The 16,013-nt window shown below is 42.2% G+C and carries 17 protein-coding genes, 1 tRNA gene and 1 pseudogene; 11 read left to right on the forward strand and 8 right to left on the reverse strand.

Annotated features, from left to right (window positions below; translation table 11 throughout):
• The 4 genes and pseudogenes from LW728_RS20410 to LW728_RS20425 form a co-directional block, all read left to right on the forward strand.
• A partial coding sequence (locus LW728_RS20410; protein WP_287767946.1) for a cadherin domain-containing protein occupies positions 1 to 798 on the forward strand: 798 nt, incomplete at its 5' end.
• Between the two features lie 187 nt (positions 799 to 985).
• Complete coding sequence (locus LW728_RS20415; RefSeq protein WP_287767949.1) at positions 986 to 1,615, forward strand: PEP-CTERM sorting domain-containing protein; 630 nt, start codon at positions 986 to 988, stop codon at positions 1,613 to 1,615.
• A gap of 249 nt (positions 1,616 to 1,864) precedes the next feature.
• Positions 1,865 to 2,204 (forward strand): annotated as a pseudogene (locus LW728_RS23475) (hypothetical protein); the annotation flags it as partial.
• Between the two features lie 37 nt (positions 2,205 to 2,241).
• A complete protein-coding gene (locus LW728_RS20425) occupies positions 2,242 to 2,346 on the forward strand; it encodes a hypothetical protein (RefSeq protein ID WP_409786344.1) in 105 nt (34 codons plus the stop codon).
• Positions 2,347 to 2,384: 38 nt separating this feature from the next.
• On the opposite strand, the gene LW728_RS20430 is transcribed toward LW728_RS20425, so the two are convergent.
• The 3 genes from LW728_RS20430 to LW728_RS20440 all read right to left on the reverse strand — a co-directional run bounded on the left by LW728_RS20430 (position 2,385) and on the right by LW728_RS20440 (position 4,238).
• Complete coding sequence (locus LW728_RS20430) at positions 2,385 to 2,894, reverse strand: tetratricopeptide repeat protein (protein ID WP_287767952.1); 510 nt, start codon at positions 2,892 to 2,894, stop codon at positions 2,385 to 2,387.
• Between the two features lie 24 nt (positions 2,895 to 2,918).
• Complete coding sequence (locus tag LW728_RS20435; RefSeq protein ID WP_287666639.1) at positions 2,919 to 3,431, reverse strand: hypothetical protein; 513 nt, start codon at positions 3,429 to 3,431, stop codon at positions 2,919 to 2,921.
• Between the two features lie 321 nt (positions 3,432 to 3,752).
• Complete coding sequence (locus LW728_RS20440) at positions 3,753 to 4,238, reverse strand: allophycocyanin subunit alpha-B (RefSeq protein WP_002759464.1); 486 nt, start codon at positions 4,236 to 4,238, stop codon at positions 3,753 to 3,755.
• 232 nt (positions 4,239 to 4,470) lie between these two features.
• Between LW728_RS20440 and LW728_RS20445 the strand changes: the two genes are divergently transcribed.
• Positions 4,471 to 5,256 (forward strand): slipin family protein, encoded by a 786-nt coding sequence (locus LW728_RS20445; RefSeq protein ID WP_004163749.1) that lies wholly within the window; start codon positions 4,471 to 4,473, stop codon positions 5,254 to 5,256.
• 386 nt (positions 5,257 to 5,642) lie between these two features.
• On the opposite strand, the gene gorA is transcribed toward LW728_RS20445, so the two are convergent.
• Positions 5,643 to 6,995 carry a glutathione-disulfide reductase gene (gene gorA / locus LW728_RS20450; protein WP_002801518.1) on the reverse strand — a complete coding sequence of 451 codons (1,353 nt, stop codon included), beginning with the start codon at positions 6,993 to 6,995 and terminating at the stop codon, positions 5,643 to 5,645.
• Positions 6,996 to 7,242: 247 nt separating this feature from the next.
• Between gorA and dacB the strand changes: the two genes are divergently transcribed.
• A complete protein-coding gene (dacB, locus tag LW728_RS20455) occupies positions 7,243 to 8,667 on the forward strand; it encodes a D-alanyl-D-alanine carboxypeptidase/D-alanyl-D-alanine endopeptidase (protein WP_287767961.1) in 1,425 nt (474 codons plus the stop codon).
• Positions 8,668 to 8,886: 219 nt separating this feature from the next.
• Positions 8,887 to 10,365: a glycogen synthase GlgA gene (gene glgA, locus LW728_RS20460; RefSeq protein WP_287767955.1), complete on the forward strand. Its 1,479-nt coding sequence runs from the start codon at positions 8,887 to 8,889 to the stop codon at positions 10,363 to 10,365.
• A 137-nt stretch (positions 10,366 to 10,502) separates the two neighbouring features.
• On the opposite strand, the gene LW728_RS20465 is transcribed toward glgA, so the two are convergent.
• The 3 genes from LW728_RS20465 to trmB are packed head-to-tail and all read right to left on the reverse strand — an operon-like array spanning position 10,503 to position 12,601.
• On the reverse strand, positions 10,503 to 11,303 hold the full coding sequence (locus tag LW728_RS20465) for a tetratricopeptide repeat protein (protein ID WP_002801523.1): 801 nt from the start codon (positions 11,301 to 11,303) through the stop codon (positions 10,503 to 10,505).
• A 19-nt stretch (positions 11,304 to 11,322) separates the two neighbouring features.
• Positions 11,323 to 11,931 carry a hypothetical protein gene (locus LW728_RS20470; protein WP_287767959.1) on the reverse strand — a complete coding sequence of 203 codons (609 nt, stop codon included), beginning with the start codon at positions 11,929 to 11,931 and terminating at the stop codon, positions 11,323 to 11,325.
• A gap of 34 nt (positions 11,932 to 11,965) precedes the next feature.
• On the reverse strand, positions 11,966 to 12,601 hold the full coding sequence (gene trmB, locus LW728_RS20475) for a tRNA (guanosine(46)-N7)-methyltransferase TrmB (RefSeq protein WP_002801525.1): 636 nt from the start codon (positions 12,599 to 12,601) through the stop codon (positions 11,966 to 11,968).
• 66 nt (positions 12,602 to 12,667) lie between these two features.
• Between trmB and LW728_RS20480 the strand changes: the two genes are divergently transcribed.
• The 3 genes from LW728_RS20480 to petG all read left to right on the forward strand — a co-directional run bounded on the left by LW728_RS20480 (position 12,668) and on the right by petG (position 14,937).
• A complete protein-coding gene (locus LW728_RS20480; protein ID WP_287666658.1) occupies positions 12,668 to 13,756 on the forward strand; it encodes a metallophosphoesterase family protein in 1,089 nt (362 codons plus the stop codon).
• A gap of 344 nt (positions 13,757 to 14,100) precedes the next feature.
• A complete protein-coding gene (locus LW728_RS20485; RefSeq protein WP_287666661.1) occupies positions 14,101 to 14,586 on the forward strand; it encodes a hypothetical protein in 486 nt (161 codons plus the stop codon).
• 234 nt (positions 14,587 to 14,820) lie between these two features.
• Positions 14,821 to 14,937 carry a cytochrome b6-f complex subunit V gene (gene petG / locus LW728_RS20490; RefSeq protein WP_002738052.1) on the forward strand — a complete coding sequence of 39 codons (117 nt, stop codon included), beginning with the start codon at positions 14,821 to 14,823 and terminating at the stop codon, positions 14,935 to 14,937.
• Positions 14,938 to 15,107: 170 nt separating this feature from the next.
• On the opposite strand, the gene LW728_RS20495 is transcribed toward petG, so the two are convergent.
• Positions 15,108 to 15,659, reverse strand: coding sequence for a 1,2-dihydroxy-3-keto-5-methylthiopentene dioxygenase (locus tag LW728_RS20495; protein ID WP_002801528.1), 552 nt, complete (start codon positions 15,657 to 15,659; stop codon positions 15,108 to 15,110).
• A gap of 131 nt (positions 15,660 to 15,790) precedes the next feature.
• Between LW728_RS20495 and LW728_RS20500 the strand changes: the two genes are divergently transcribed.
• Positions 15,791 to 15,863, forward strand: a tRNA-Ala gene (locus LW728_RS20500).
• Positions 15,864 to 16,013: the final 150 nt, after the last annotated feature.

Here is a 16,013-nt window from a genome sequence, read left to right on the forward strand (position 1 = left end):
GGTAACTTCACCACTACTGACCCTGATACGGGTAATACCTTCACCTATAGCTTAGTTACTGGGATAGGTTCAACTGATAACAGTCTCTTTACCATCGACGGAAATCAACTTAAAACTAATACTACTCTCGACTACGAAACCAAGAATAATTACAGTATCCGGGTTAAAACCACAGACCAAGGCGGTTTGTCCTATGAAAAACAACTCACCGTCAGTGTCACCAATCTTCGAGAACAAGGAATCTCTGTTGATAAAAACGCGATTACTTTCGGGACTCCCCTCTCACAATATCGTCAAGGTTGGAGTAACAGTAACCTAGTTCGTCCCAAATTTGCTGACACATTCCGATACATTGACATCACCAATACAGGAGTTAACGCCGAAGATATTCTCGCCATTTCCAACATAGAAGTTAAAGCCTCCAACGTTACCACTAACGCTAATTTCAGTCAGGGAGATATCTTACTCAATCCGGGACAAACTTGGCGTGTTCAATTAACTTATGCACCCACCGCAGCGCGAGAAAGCTTTAACCTCAATGATGGTTTAGTTATTCACAGTAACGCTATCAATAACACAGCCTATAATGTCGCCTTAACTGGTAAATCAACCTTTAACAGCGATATTACTTACAATGGTAAAGTAGATCGGGGGGACTTATCGCCATTACAAGCCGCTTTCAACAGTAGTATCGGTAGTCCTAAATACGATCCCACTGCTGATATTAATGGAGACAGTAAAATCAATTTAGGTGACTTCTTAGTCTTAAATTCTGACTACGGACTAAGCTTGATATAACCTAAATTTCTGGCAACAATAGAGTGTAGGGTGCGTTAGGTAAAAAACTAAAATTAACCATCCACCGTAACGCACCACCTCTATCATTAAATTGATGCATTACCCTATCGCACTTCACACCCTACGAGTGCTAGGAGTTATCTACAACCTGATTTAGTCTTATCCATTCACAAATTGACAGAAAATTATGCCTAATTTAGCAGTTGAATTTAATCTGATAGAAGACATCGCAGGAACCCCCGGTGGATTACTTAATCAGAATAATCCCTTAAATATAGGTGATCGCTTTTTTGTTCAAGTCTTAATGAGGGATATTCATAGTAATCCTATCGGATTAACTGGTAGTGCTATCAATCTCAATTTTGAAGCCAACAAAATCCAAAATATTGACATTCCTTTTAATCCAGTTGATGATAATAGTCCCTTAGTTACTTCTAACTTTACTCTCTTTCGGGGAGGAAACTTAAATAACATTAATGGGACAATTACCGAATTAGGGGGAGCATCTTTGCCTTCTGCCAGTTTAGGTTCACTCTTGGGACTGAATCAACCAGAACAATTTAGCTTAATGCACTTTCAAGTTATCGGAAAAGGCAGCTCTAATTTAATCCTAAATGTAGATTTGAGTCAAACACATTTTGCTGATGGAACCTTAGCCGATAATGATCCAACTAATCCAAGTCAATTAATTCAAATTGTTCCTATTGTCCCCGCAAATGACCCTGTAACTATACCTGAACCCAGTCTAAATATAGGTTTATTTATCCTACTAGGCGTTATACCTGTTCTCAAGAAACAGTATGCCAAAAGATTGTAGGCTGCGTGTTTGCGGCTATCAATTCGGTCAAAAAAACCAAATTAACAAGCCGCCGTAACGCACCACCTCTATCATTAAATTGGTGTGTTACGCTATTGTGCTTCATACCCTAGAAGTAAGCGGACAACTCAAATGAACCCAACAACCGCCAATTATGATGAACCCTGGAAAGAAGCATTAACCGAGTATTTTTCACCTAGAAAACGGGTTTCTTGAAGAAACCCGTTTTCTGTTGAAGAAACCCGTTTTCTGGACTTTAAGACAAAAAAACGTTTTGCTGACAAACTTTATAAAGTTTGGTTACTGAGTGGTGAAGAAGTCTGGATTTTGATTCATATTGAAATTCAAAGCCAATAGGAAGAAAATTTCCCTCAGAGGATGTATATTTATAACTAGCTAGACAGAATTAATTACACATATCTAACTACCTCTTGCCTTTTGCATGAGTGCCTATCCTAACCAAGAAGTTAATTTTCTCCCACTACTTAACTATCGTGCTTTTGATTTGTATCAGAAACCGGTTATCAGTCTCGCTATTTTAGGAGATGAACGAGTAAATTGGCGACCAGATTCCTATAATTATCTGATATTTTGACCAGCGAACGACTCAAAGAATAGTAGAAGGAATCAACCCAAAAACTAAGCTGATTAAAAGAAAAGCTTATGGGTTAAATAACTTTGATAAATTTAGGCGAAGAGTCCTCGTAAATTGGCATTTTGCTACTAATTGATCATACTCAGTCTAGGCGAGCTATTAATTCTTTTTTCATTACTTTTTAGGTTCTGGAGTTTGCTGTTTAGAAGCTGCCGCGATCGCTTGATTTAAACGAGTTAATTCCTCCTTAAACTTCGGTTCTTGGGGATAGTTTTTGACTAATTTTTCTAGGATATTTTTGGCTCCAGAAACGTCTTGAGTTTGTAATCTTGTTCCATAAAGAACTAGCATAACTTCCAGATTGTCGGGATATTTTTGATATAACTTTTCTAAAGGTTCTCTGGCTCCGATAAAATCTTTTAACTGTAGGCGAGCTTGGGCCAGTCCTTGCAAAGCAGTGGGGTTATCTGGTTCACGTTCAAGAATTTTCTCGTAACCTTTGACCATTTCTTCTAATTTTTCGCGGGGAATAGTTGCCTCTTGCCCAGATTGATTGCCTTGGGGGGAATTAGAATTATTATTTTTCAATAAACCTAAAGTTGGCACCATCATTAAAGCCAGAAATACTAAACCAGAGGAAACAATTAAGACTCGTTTGAGGGCATCGTTATTTTTTTTGGGCATACTTTTTAAAGATTATAGATAAGATTAATCAGTAGTAACTTGATGAAATTCCTGACCCCAAAGATGATAAGCCCAAATTCCCAAGCCAAAACTACCTAAGCAGAGGATGGTGAGCATCAGGAAAACTTGCCACCTATTGTAACCTGCTTCCTGAAGTTCTAGACGACCGAGGATAGTGGCGGCTAAGAGGATTAAAACTCGACTAAATACCGCCCACTTGTGGAAGATAAAGACTACCGCCAAGGACCAGCCGAGAATTGATAATACAGCGCTAATATCGTTTTTAAACCAACTGCGGAAAAATACCGGCATTAAGTGACTAAACAGAGTTAATCCTAGGGCAATTGAGAGGATAACCCCTACCCCTAGGATATAGATCATGATTTCTAGCCATTCGCTAGTGAGAGTCCAATTCATCTCATCACCGCGGGCAAGCAACCAATCACTCCATGATAAACGCTCATGGGCGATCGACCAGCCAAACACCCCATAGACCGATGGAATCAGAAAGGTAAGTAGTATAATGCGCCAAAACATAATCAGTTATCAGTTATCAGTTATCAGATGTAAGTTTTAAGTTATAGCGTTTCCTGTTGGCAAGCGGTACATTATCGATGTTGAAAAGCTTAATCAGCAAAGGTTTAACTGTGCCACACAGGTGTGAGAAACGCTATAATTAGTTAGTTAGTTATTTATCTTCATCTTTATCCCTGATTACTGTTTACTGATTACTGATCACTGATTACTGGACGGCTACGCCGTGCCTTTGGCAACACTGAAAAAAGTCAAGCCTGAACCCTGAAAGAGACGAAAATTGCCCCTTTTCAGACTTCAGGCCCTTGGGATTGTCCCGATCGCTTAGGACATATACTGGATGATAAAGTCGAAGTAGGGGGCTGCTTCCACGGCATCCTCTTGAGTCAAAAGACCTAAAGCGGCCTCTTTGAGACAACGAATCGCCTCCACCATGCCGGGGACGGGAACATTAAGAGAGTTATACATCTCTTTGACCCCGATCAGGCCGGTTTGTTCGATCGGTCCCTTATCTCCGGCTAATACCCCATAGGTAACTAGACGCAGATACCAACCATAATCGCGCAAGCATTGATTATATTGACGCTGACCGTAGGCATTGCCCCCCGGCGCTCTATAATCGGGACGTTTCTTGAACAGTTGTTTTTGAGCCTGATCGACGATTTTTTTCTCATTGTCAGCGAGAGTTTCGGCAATGCGAATTCTCTGCTCACCGGTTTTTAAAAATTGCCCGATACCCTGTAGTTCACCACTACTAGGATAACGAAGTTCGTCGTCGGCTTTGAGGATGACTTGGCTAACTACGCTCATAATATCAAGGTAAATTCTGATAACATTCTGTAGTTTATCTCAGGTCGGGGTCTGGAAGTCGAGTCATCCCTGCTGGTTAGGCAATTCCTAAAAATTGTAATATTTCGTTATGAGTTTCCCCGACAGCCCGGTTACTCTCTAGAATGAATGTATTAGTGGTCAGGAGCGAGGAGATTGCCCTTGAGATGTCAGCGCACACTGATTAACTTGAACCCGATAACTGGTAATTAATATGGAATTTTTAGCACCCTTCCTATTGATAGCGGGCATTCTGGGATTAAATGGCTTTAAAATCGATCGAGAATACCAGCGTGGTGTTATCTTTCGACTAGGGCGTTATCAAGACACCAAAGGCCCCGGACTGTACTGGATCATTCCCCTAGTTGACCAAAAAATGCAGCTGGATATTCGCACTAAAACCGTCGATATCGCCCCGCAAGAAACTGTCACCGCCGATAATGTCACAATTAAGGTTAATGCGGTTCTCTACTATCGTATTATCGACCCGGGCAAAGCGATTAATAAAGTCGAATCCTACCCCGCGGCCGTTTATCAAGCGGCCATGACCACTTTAAGAAATGTAGTCGGTCAAAATCATCTCGATGATGTCTTGCAAAAACGAGACAAAATTAATCACGCGGTCCAACAAATTGTCGATGAAATTAGCGAACCCTGGGGCATTGATATCGAACGGGTGGAGATAAAAGATGTGGAAATTCCCACTGGTATGCAGCGAGCTATGGCCAAGGAAGCGGAAGCATTGCGAGAAAAACGGGCCCGTTTGATTAAAGCTGCCGCAGAACAGGAAGCCTCCTTAAAATTAGCGGAAGCTTCCCGATTAATCATGGAAAACCCCGCCGCTTTGGAATTACGCCGCCTACAAATGTTAACGGAAATTGGAGCGGAAAATAACACCAGTACCGTGATTATGCTTCCCTCCGATATCTTAAATCTCGCTCAAAAATTAACCGAAAAACTATCACAAAATGGCTCAATTGTCAATAGCCCAAAAGGTTAATTTTCTCTGGTGTGTTAGGTTGGTTTAAGTAAGTGGTTATAATTAAGAAGATAGATTTTGTCTTTGATCCCCCCTGCCCCCCTTAATAAGGGGGGTGCCGATAGGCGGGGGGATCCCCCCTTAATCCCCCCTTAATAAGGGGGGTGCCGATAGGCGGGGGGATCCCCCCTTAATCCCCCCTTAATAAGGGGGGTGTCGATAGGCGGGGGGATCCCCCCTTAATCCCCCCTTGATAAGGGGGGTGTCGATAGGCGGGGGGATCCCCCCTTAATCCCCCCTTGATAAGGGGGGTGTCGATAGGCGGGGGGATCCCCCCTTAATCCCCCCTTAATAAGGGGGGTAGCTGACAATTTTTAACACCTATCTAACACACCTAAAATTGTTAATTAACGCATGGTGACGAATTCCTCGGCAGCACTGGGATGAATGCCGACAGTGGCATCAAAATCGGCTTTTGTCGCCCCCATTTTTACGGCAATGGCTACTCCTTGAATAATTTCGGCGGCGTGATCTCCCACCATGTGCGCCCCGAGAATTTTACCACTTTCCTGATGAACAACTAATTTCATCAAAGTTTTGTCCTCTCGGCCTGGTAAAACATTGTAACCAGGGCGGAATTTAGACCGATAAACTTTAATTCCCGTGTCACCATATTGTTTTTTTGCTTGCAATTCCGTTAATCCCACCGTCGCCGCTTCAGGAGTAGAAAATACTGCCGAAGGAACATTTTCATAACTCATTAACCGGGGTTTATTACCGAAGACTGTATCGGCAAAGGCGCGCCCCTGATTAATGGCCACGGGAGTTAAATTAATTTGATCAGTACAATCGCCCACGGCATAGATATTATCTTCACTGGTTTGGCTATACTCGTTGACGACAATTGCCCCTTTTTTTACCTCGACATTGACATTCTCTAAGCCCAATTTTTCCAGCTTAGGAATTCTTCCAGTAGCGGCTAATCCTAGGGCATCAACAAAGAGCATTTCTGAGGTTTCTTTCCCCTGAATATGTACCTTTAACCCCTCGGCAGTTTTCTCGATCGAAGTGGGGAAAGTTTCGGGCATAATTTTAATTCCCTGACGGATCATTTCCCCTTGAATCTCATCGCGGATATCCTCATCAAACCCTCTTAAAATCTTGTCTTTACGGATTAACTGCACCACTTCCGTCCCCAATCCGTGCATAATACCGGCAAATTCTACCCCAATATATCCCGCCCCTAAAACTATAATTCTTTTTGGTTGTTCCGGCAGTTGAAACATGGCATCAGAAACTACCGTATGTTCGATCCCCGGAATATCAGGTTTAACGGGATGTCCCCCCACGGCAATTAAAATTTTATCGGCAGTAATTTTCTCCTCTCCCACCTCTAGGGTATGGCTATCAAGAAACTTGGCATAATTAGGAAAAAGCGTCACTTGAGAATTATCGAGCATCTTTTGATAAATGCCATTTAAACGGATAGTTTCCTGATTAACGGCGCTAATTAATTTTTGCCAATTTAACTGACTCTCTACTGGACTCCACCCGTAACCTTCCGCATCCTTAAATAGTTGCGGAAAACGACTAGAATAAACCATTAATTTTTTGGGAATACAACCGCGATTAACACAGGTTCCTCCTAAACGATCGTATTCTGCCAATCCCACTTTTGCCCCGTATTCGGCCGCCCGTCTAGCGGTGGCAATACCCCCAGAACCACCACCAATCACGAATAGATCAAAATCATAACTCATAAAAATATCCTCGCGAATAAATAGAAATTTGACGGAATCAAAAAACTTTCAGGGCAAAAAGGGGAACGAATATCTCGGATCAATCCCTAACTGAATCTATCGAGTAACTAGCACAATATAGTCACTAATGCTGCTAAATTAGAGTCAATTTATTTACTAAGTAGCTGGTTATAATTAAATTAAAAATGGATTTTAGGTTCGATCCCCCCTGCCCCCCTTGATAAGGGGGGTGCCGATAGGCGGGGGGATCCCCCTTAATAAGGGGGGCATCTCTTTTCTCTTGGGGACCTGTTCCCTATTTCTCTGGGTAAACCATCCCCTCACCCTCGCAACCCCCATCAGTCAAGACAATTCCCCCCCTTCCCAGTTTATCTGTCCCGCAGACTTAGCCACCGAGATCGATCGCATTTTGGCCCGACCCGATTATCAAGGCGCTTATTGGGGAATTTTCGTAAAATCCCTTAATTCTCAGGAAAATCTCTATAGTCTCCACGAAAATAACTTTTTTACTCCCGCTTCTACTGCGAAATTATTAACCACTGCCGCCGCTTTTAGCAAATTTAACCGCGATTATCGTCTGAAAACTCCCATTTTAGCCCAAGGCAACCCCCCCGATGTAGAGACTTTAACCTTAGTCGGGAGGGGAGATGCAACCATAACCACAGAAAAGCTAGAAAAATTAGCAGAAAAGTTAAAAGCAAGGGGAATTAACTCAATTTCTCGCTTAATTGTCGTTGCTAGTCCTTTTGTCGTCTCCGATAGTCAAAAAACCTGGGAATGGGAAGATGTCTTTTTTGACTATGCTGTACCCGCTTCTAGCTTGGTTTTAAACGAAAATTCCGTCACTTTAAAGCTTTTACCGCGACAATTGGGGCAAAGCTTAGATTTACAATGGTCTGATCCCATTGCCGCTAAACAATGGCTAATTGAGAATCAAACCAGCACCGCAGGGCAAGGAAGCCCGAATACTCTGGCAATTAAGGGCAATTTAGCCAATAATCGCCTAATTATCACTGGTTCTCTGGCTATTGATAGTCAAGATGATTTTAATTTAGCTATTCCCCAACCCTCGGAATATTTCCTGGCTCGCTGGCGTAATATCCTTGAAAAAGCGGGAATTACCGTTAAAAACGCAGAAATTAGTTCACAGATTCTCGGCCATGAGATCACCAATTTAGAATCAGAACCTCTAGCATATTTGGTGGAAAAAGTCAATAAAAATAGCGATAATTTACTAGCGGAAACCCTACTACAAATGCTCGGCGGTGTCTCGGGATTACAAGAAACTTTAACAAAACTGGGAATTAACAGCGATAGTTATAAAATCGGCGATGGTTCGGGGCTATCACGACAAAACCTGATTAAACCCAATACTTTAGGGCAAATTTTACAACTAATGGCAGAAAACCCTGATTATCGCCGTTCTTTAGCTATTGGCGGCATTGATGGCACTTTAACCAATAGATTTCGCCAGACTCCCCTAGAAGGACGATTACAGGCAAAAACTGGGACATTAACCGGAGTTGTCGCCCTCGCCGGTTATCTAGAAACCGCCGACAATCAACCCCTAATCTTTAGCATAACCGTCAATAACAGCGATCAACCCGCCACTACTCTCAGAAACGGCATCGATGAGGTGATTTTGCTCCTAGGACAGTTAAAACGCTGTTAATCTTTAGGAGATAGGGAGATAGGGAGATAGGGATTTAGGGAAATTTCAGCTAAATTCCCCACTCCCCAATTCATAATTCATAATTCATAATTCATAATTCCCACTTCCCCAACCCGCAACTAATTCGATCGACCGACCAATTTAATCACAGAAGCTTGTATACTTTTGTAAAAATTGCTTCTAGCTGACCTGTAGATTAATCGAGGGAGTTATTGATATATGTATATAGTTCAGGTTGCCTCTGAGTGCGCCCCGGTGATTAAAGCTGGGGGATTGGGGGATGTGGTATATGGATTGAGTCGAGAATTGGAAATTCGCGGTCATTGCGTGGAGCTAATCCTACCCATGTATGATTGTATGCGCTACGACCAAATTTGGGGCTTACACGAGGCTTATCGCGATCTGTGGGTGCCTTGGTACGATGGGGCAATTCACTGTAACGTTTTTTGTGGTTGGGTACACGGGCGCTTGTGTTTCTTTATTCAACCCAATTCGGGGGATAATTTCTTTAATCGCGGCACTTACTACGGCTGTAAAGACGATAATATGCGTTTTGCCTTCTTCTCTAAAGCCGCTTTAGAATTTTTGCTCAGAAGTAATAAACGTCCCGATATAATTCATTGTCACGACTGGCAAACCGGTTTAATTCCGCCCTTACTGTTTGAAATTTATAAATATCATGGTATGGGCAATCAGCGCGTTCTTTACACCATCCATAACTTTAAGCACCAAGGATTTGGAGGTGCAGAAATTCTCTGGGCAACAGGATTAAATAACGATTCTTACTACTTTAGCTATGCCCGACTGCGCGACAACTTCAATCCTTTTGTGATTAATTTTATGAAAGGTGGCATCGTTTTTGCCAACTATTTCAATACCGTCTCACCTCACCATGCTTGGGAAGCACACCACACTGATGTTAGTTACGGTTTAGGTCATACAATTCACCAGCATCAACACAAATTTACTGGTATTCTCAACGGTTTAGATTACAATATCTGGAACCCGGAAGTAGATAAATTTATTGCTGCACCCTACGGTGTTGATAGCTTCTCCGAGAAGGCACGCAATAAGAAGGCACTGCGAGAAAGACTCTGGTTAAGAGATGAACCAGAAAAACCCTTAATTTGTTATGTCGGTCGTTTAGATGACCAAAAAGGCGTACATTTAGTTCACCATGCCATGTATTATGCCTTAGCTCGCGGGGCGCAATTTGTCCTCTTAGGTTCCGCCACCGAATCGTTAATTAATAACTGGTTCTGGCATGAGAAAAATCACCTAAATAATAACCCTGATGTCCATATTGAATTGGGCTTTAATGAGGAATTATCTCACCTGATTTATGCGGGGGCCGATATGATTGTGGTTCCCAGTAATTTTGAACCCTGCGGACTGACACAAGTAATCAGCTTAAAATACGGAACCGTTCCCATCGTCCGGGGAGTTGGTGGTTTAGTTAATACGGTTTTTGATCGCGATTATGATACCTATCACCAACCGGAAGAACGCAATGGTTTTGTCTTTTTTGATCCCGATAATAATGCCCTAGAATCAGCCATGTCCCGGGCATTGGAATTGTGGTACACTCAGCCGGAAGAATTCCAAAAATTAGCGATTCAAGGTATGGAATGCGATTACTCTTGGAATGGTCCCGGGGAAGAATACGTTGCCCTCTATGAAATGATTCGCCACAAATAAACTGCATCTTGTCCCTAGCAATTCCCTGGCAATTATCAACAGAAATTCGAGGAATAGATTTGTTGAAATTACTGGGGAATTGCTTTAGTTCTGACCGATTCCTAACCCCACCAACAAACTTTTTTAGTAAACCCTACTTAGTAGAGCAGAAATGTTAACTTTGCTTGGTATTCTTGGGTGAGGGTATGACTAACCCCCAAAATCTGAAATATGGCTAACATGGCTTTTCTTGCCCCATCCTGACGATATTTTCTACTTTCTCCCACCACGCTGATCAGTTTATCTAAAGCGGCGGCATAATCTTCTTTTAAGGCGGAATTAATCCCAGTAAAAAATATCGAATCGAGGGGATTATTTTCTAGTTTTAACTGTTGAAATTCTAGGAGAGTTTTCCAACCTTTGATCGGGGGATTTTCTTCTTTAATAGCACTAATTAATCTGTAGGCATCTGACCATTTTTCTAGACGCATGAGAAATTTGACCGCCATAATAATTAATCGCGGTTCGTTGGGATATTTAGGGAAAAGACGATCAAATAATTGTTTAGCTGCGGGCAAATTATCGAGGGCAATCGCTTCTTGTATTTCTGCTAATCCTGCTTCTAATTCCGATTGTAAATCGAGACGGGAAAATAAGTCTCTAATTTGTTCTTCTGGCAAAGCACCGACAAAACAGGGTAACACTTCTCCCTTGCTGACAATTCGCACATCTGGAACTCCTTCTACATCGTATTGTTCGGCTAATTCGGGACTTTTATCTATATCTATTTTTGCCAGGATAAAATTATATTCACTTGCCAGTTTTTCCAGCATCGGTTTTACCAATTTACAGGGTCCACACCACAGGGCATAAAAGTCTAAAATCACTGTATTTAGATAGGACTTCTCGATCACTTCACTGTCAAAATTTGTCCCATCTACATCGATAGAATATCCCATCTATTTCTCCTCTAATAAATTATTTTTCAGCTAGTTTTGTCTCACTTATCTCTTTTACCCAAAGGGCTAATCCTCCCCCTCGTCCCCGGGCTGCTATCATTGTTTCTGTGATCAGAAAATAGGCAAAAAATGCCTGTTTTTTGATACTTTCCTGATAAAAATTCGCTTCACTTACCTGGCCATTTCTAATAAAACCAGAATAGAGAGAGCGATTAAATAGGGTTAGGTTGAGCCTGGTGAAATCAAAGGCGAGAAGACGGGTTTTAGGAAAAAACTTAACCGGACCGCTTACGGATAGTTTTACTGCCCCTAAAACTATCTGATTGCTGACGCTTCCAGAGATAAATTCTCCCAGTTCTAAACTCTCATTTCTTTGGTAAGAGATGGTAATTTTTAACCAGGATGGTAGATAGCGACCCTTACCCAAAACAATCCCCGCTCTCTTTTTCGCTTTTTGAGTTCCCGTGATAAAGTATAATCGCCAAGTACCGACTAAAGCCTCAAAAGTAAGATTTTCTTTAGTTTTTTTATTGTTTTTTTCTTTGCTTAAGAGAAATTCCAGCAATTGAGAGACAGGGGGGCGATTATTGTCCTCAAGTATTAGGGGTGAGTCGAGATTTATAACCATGATTTGAGACAGTGCCAAGATATTTTAACTGAAGCTACCGAACTCGAAAAAGCGAGCGATAAACTGGTTGACCCTTATTATAAGTGGACTTTTCCCTCTCCGTCGGTACGGGGAAAATATTTTCCGCTAACCAGGGGGTTTGATGTTGCCGAACAAAATGGGGATGTGCTTGAAATCTCTCCGTCATTTCCAGGGCGATCGATTCCACATCCGACTGTAAAAAAACCCAGCCCCCAGCTACCATATACTTAGCCAAAGCTATTACTAATTCTGGCTGCACAACCCGACGCTTACTGTGACGCTGTTTAAACCAAGGATCGGGAAATTGAATCGACACCCAAAATAACTTATCTGCGGGCAAAGATTGCAGTAAAATTTCTGGGGCAACATTCATATTGCCAAAAACAAAAGCGAGATTACTTAATCCTAACCTTTCCCGTTCCTGATTGGCTTCAATTACCAAAGGTTGACGAATTTCAATCCCCAAAAAATTAATTTCTGGCTCTACTTGGGCCATTTGTAACAAAAATTTACCCCGCGCACAACCAATGTCAAGATGGAGAGGTTGCGTCATATCCTGATAAACTTGATTCCAATCGGGGGGAGCGATCGGATGGCGATATTTATGACTTAAGGGATTGACGTGCTGACGAACGCGAACTTTAGCCAAAGATATTTTCTCCTCTATTTCTCCTCGATCGATCTAGTTTACCGATATTTAGCCCAATTGAATGCGATGAATTTCCGTTTCGCCATTCTCAGCGATCCTCATATCGCTTTACCCACAACCATTTTAAACCATTCTAATCGCTTTCATCTGGTGGAAGTGAGTATTCCCGCTTTAAAAATTGTTTTAGACCATCTCATCACCCTTAACCTCGATTTTCTGCTGATTGCTGGCGATTTAACCCAAGATGGTGAACCAGAAAATCATCGTTGGTTAGCCGATTGTTTAGCCACTTTACCCTTCCCCGTCTATGTGGTGCCGGGTAATCATGATGTTTTGAGTTTAACCGCAACAGAAAACCAGATCGGTTTAGGAGATTTTCCCTTTTATTATCAACAATTTGGTTACAGCGATCCAGAACAAATATACTACCAAAAAGAAATTTTACCCGGAGTGCAATTAATCGGTCTTAATTCTAATCAATTCGATGATCAAGGTAAACAAATTGGCAGTTTAGATGCAGAACAATTGCATTGGTTAAAACAGATTTTACCAGCGCTAAAAAACGATCTGGTTATGGTGATGATCCATCATAACGTTATCGAGCATTTACCCGGACAAAGCAATCATGAATTAGGTAAACGCTATATGTTGGCTAATGCGGTAGAACTGCTCGATATACTAGAGGAAAACGGCGTAAAATTGTTGATTACTGGCCATCTCCATGTGCAGGATCTGGCTTTTGCCAGAGGTATCTATGAAATTACCACCGGTTCTCTCGTCAGTTATCCCCATCCCTACCGGGTGCTAGAATATTCCGAAAACACGGTTGAATTAGCCATAGAATCCTTTCATCTGCAAAATATACCCGGATGGGAGAATTTACCCGCTATTTCTCGGCAATGGTTAGGCGATCGCTCTTATCCTTTTATGATGCGTTTGTTAACCTGCCATCCCCTCAATCTTCCCATGAGTCTAGCGGAGGAATTAGCCCCGAAATTACGAAATTTTTGGGCAGATGTGGCCAAAGGTGACACAATCTTCGATTTTAGCGATTTTCCGCCCCTAGCACGCCGTTATTTTTACACTTTCAGTGCCATCGATCCCCTCGGTAATCCTCATTTTATCGACAATCAAGCTGTAATTAGGGTTTGCTGAAAAAGCTTTTCCTAGGGGCAGGGTGTGGGGTGTGGGGTGTGGGGTGTGGGGTTTTACCGATTTTCAGGTGGTCAATTACCTAATTTTCAGGGAAAAAGTCCAGGAATTTTCCCCCTAATCACTCCAAAGGTCGGCACTTTTTGAGGGAAAACAAGTCTAAAAGTCTTATACAACAAGGTTTTTAGATTTATTCAGCAAGCCGTAATTAGTTTCAAGCATCAGTTCAGTTATCGGCGATCAAACTTGCTGGTAGAGTTCAGAGAATAGCTGCAACAAATAATTAACTATAGCTTATAGTTATGGTACGCGGCCGCTATCTTGGCAGAAAATGTCAAAAAAAATCAATGGAAGCAATTAAAAAGGAATTGAAAAAAATCGGTTCTCTTGCCCTGTTTTTTTTCTTGGCTTTCGGTTATATTCTTCTGATCATGAAATTATTTCTGGAAGAGTATTCGATTACCACCTACGTTTTGGGTAAAGCGATCTTAGGGGCGATCATTGCCGCAAAAACCGTGGTCATTCTCGACGTGGCCCTGAAGCTAGAATGGTTAGAAAATCGCCCCCGTTACCTTAGCGTTCTGTATCGAACCTTTGTTTATACCCTAGCAGCACTGATTCTCGGCTCGATCGAGGGTTTTCTGGAAGCTTATCGGGGAACGCGGGTAATTTCGCAGGCAATGGCCAAATTTTGGCAAAGGGAAAGTTTCTCTCAAATCCTTGCGGTTACTCTCTGTCTAGCAGTGGTTTTTTGTCTCCACAATCTCTGGCAAGAAATCGATCGCTATTGGGGTAAAGGCACATTGAGAAAATTTTTTCTCGGTCGCTCCTAGAGTAGAGCAGTTATCTTAATGGTGAAGTTTTCCTTTTGGGGAGTCGGGAGATAGGATTTAGAGAGATGGGGATTTAGGGAAATTTCAGCTAAATTCCCCACTACCCCCACACCCCACGAAAAACTTGTTCAGCAAACCCTATTTAAGAAGTATATGCGATCGCCCTATCTTTCCAGGGCAACCGCTGCTAGGATAAAATACGGGTGAAAAATTGCTAATCCAAGGAGTACAGACGTGATTGAACCTTTAGTGCTAGGGATTGTCCTAGGCTTAATTCCCATTACCCTAGCGGGTTTGTTCGTTGCCGCCTACTTACAGTACAAACGGGGCAATCAATTCGGCTTAGACTAAATCTATCACGCCAATCCCCCGAATTGAGACAATCTCCCGTCAAGCTAGGCACTAGACGGGAGATTTTTCAATAGGACAAATTTGCCGCTTAACAGATTGTGGCTGCCGGCGTTGCCATCCCTGCAAAACTCATCTGTCTTATGGGGAGAGCGCTCGCCTGAAACCAAAGGCTAGACGGCTGTTAAACTAGGAAAACGAATGACGGTTTCCGTATATTCGGGAACCCATCCGGCGGTACTGGTGAAGTAACGTACTGCTTTAACTCGTTTACTGGCAGTGAGGTGAAACCAGTGTTCGCTATGGGCGGGAACATTGATATATTCTTGAGGTTGAATAGTTAATTCCCCCTGAGAACCATCGGGAAAGACAAAGCCAAAAACCCCCTCCCCATCAATGATATAACGCACCTCATCGTCAGCGTGGGTGTGACAGCGCTCGAATTTGGCCAGTAAAGTGTCGAGATTGGGAATTTCAGGGTGTAAAACGATTAAATCTCTAGCTTGATAACCCGCTTCTTGCTTTAGTTGCTCAAAATAACCGTCTAAGCTGGTTAAAACTATTTCTTTTTCTTCGTCAGTGAGAGAAGCTTGCTTAAGTAGCTGACAAGTGGCTTCGTTTTCGATCGGCCAATAGTTTAAAGTAACATTTAATTTGGCCAATTCCAGACTAATATCGGCTAACTGGGTATAGGTTGTCCCATTCTCTAAGCGTAGTATCGCCATTGGTTATCATCCTCAAGATTACTTTTTCTATTTTAAAGTTTTCCAGAGGCAAGCCGCTCGATTTTTTGCCCCTCGATCCCTTGCCAGTTCCTAGGATTTTCTGCTCAAAAATGCTATTATGGCCTATATATGGGGAATTAGCTCAGTTGGTAGAGCGCTGCGATCGCACCGCAGAGGTCAGGGATTCGAGTTCCCTATTCTCCATTTGCCAGAGATATTAACCGCTTTTTAAGGTTCAAGAAAGATTATGAACCGGCGTCAACTTCCCAAAAAGGTGTTACTTTTATTTCTGGGGAGAATAGCAGAGGATTACTGACAGAAAAGCTAAAAGACTTAACTTGTGGTGGTAATTTT

Origin of the sequence: Microcystis sp. 49638_E5 (assembly GCF_021300285.1) — a bacterium.
GTDB classification, from domain to species: domain Bacteria; phylum Cyanobacteriota; class Cyanobacteriia; order Cyanobacteriales; family Microcystaceae; genus Microcystis; species Microcystis aeruginosa_C.

Excerpts from the sequence above, each read along its gene's own strand:
- LW728_RS20415 (WP_287767949.1), top strand. The coding sequence starts at position 986 with ATGCCTAATTTAGCAGTTGAATTTAATCTGATAGAAGACATCGCAGGA.
- LW728_RS20430 (WP_287767952.1), bottom strand. The coding sequence starts at position 2,894 with ATGCCCAAAAAAAATAACGATGCCCTCAAACGAGTCTTAATTGTTTCC.
- LW728_RS20435 (WP_287666639.1), bottom strand. The coding sequence starts at position 3,431 with ATGTTTTGGCGCATTATACTACTTACCTTTCTGATTCCATCGGTCTAT.
- LW728_RS20440 (WP_002759464.1), bottom strand. The coding sequence starts at position 4,238 with ATGAGCGTAGTTAGCCAAGTCATCCTCAAAGCCGACGACGAACTTCGT.
- LW728_RS20445 (WP_004163749.1), top strand. The coding sequence starts at position 4,471 with ATGGAATTTTTAGCACCCTTCCTATTGATAGCGGGCATTCTGGGATTA.
- gorA (WP_002801518.1), bottom strand. The coding sequence starts at position 6,995 with ATGAGTTATGATTTTGATCTATTCGTGATTGGTGGTGGTTCTGGGGGT.
- glgA (WP_287767955.1), top strand. The coding sequence starts at position 8,887 with ATGTATATAGTTCAGGTTGCCTCTGAGTGCGCCCCGGTGATTAAAGCT.
- LW728_RS20465 (WP_002801523.1), bottom strand. The coding sequence starts at position 11,303 with ATGGGATATTCTATCGATGTAGATGGGACAAATTTTGACAGTGAAGTG.
- LW728_RS20470 (WP_287767959.1), bottom strand. The coding sequence starts at position 11,931 with ATGGTTATAAATCTCGACTCACCCCTAATACTTGAGGACAATAATCGC.
- LW728_RS20480 (WP_287666658.1), top strand. The coding sequence starts at position 12,668 with ATGAATTTCCGTTTCGCCATTCTCAGCGATCCTCATATCGCTTTACCC.
- LW728_RS20485 (WP_287666661.1), top strand. The coding sequence starts at position 14,101 with ATGGAAGCAATTAAAAAGGAATTGAAAAAAATCGGTTCTCTTGCCCTG.
- LW728_RS20495 (WP_002801528.1), bottom strand. The coding sequence starts at position 15,659 with ATGGCGATACTACGCTTAGAGAATGGGACAACCTATACCCAGTTAGCC.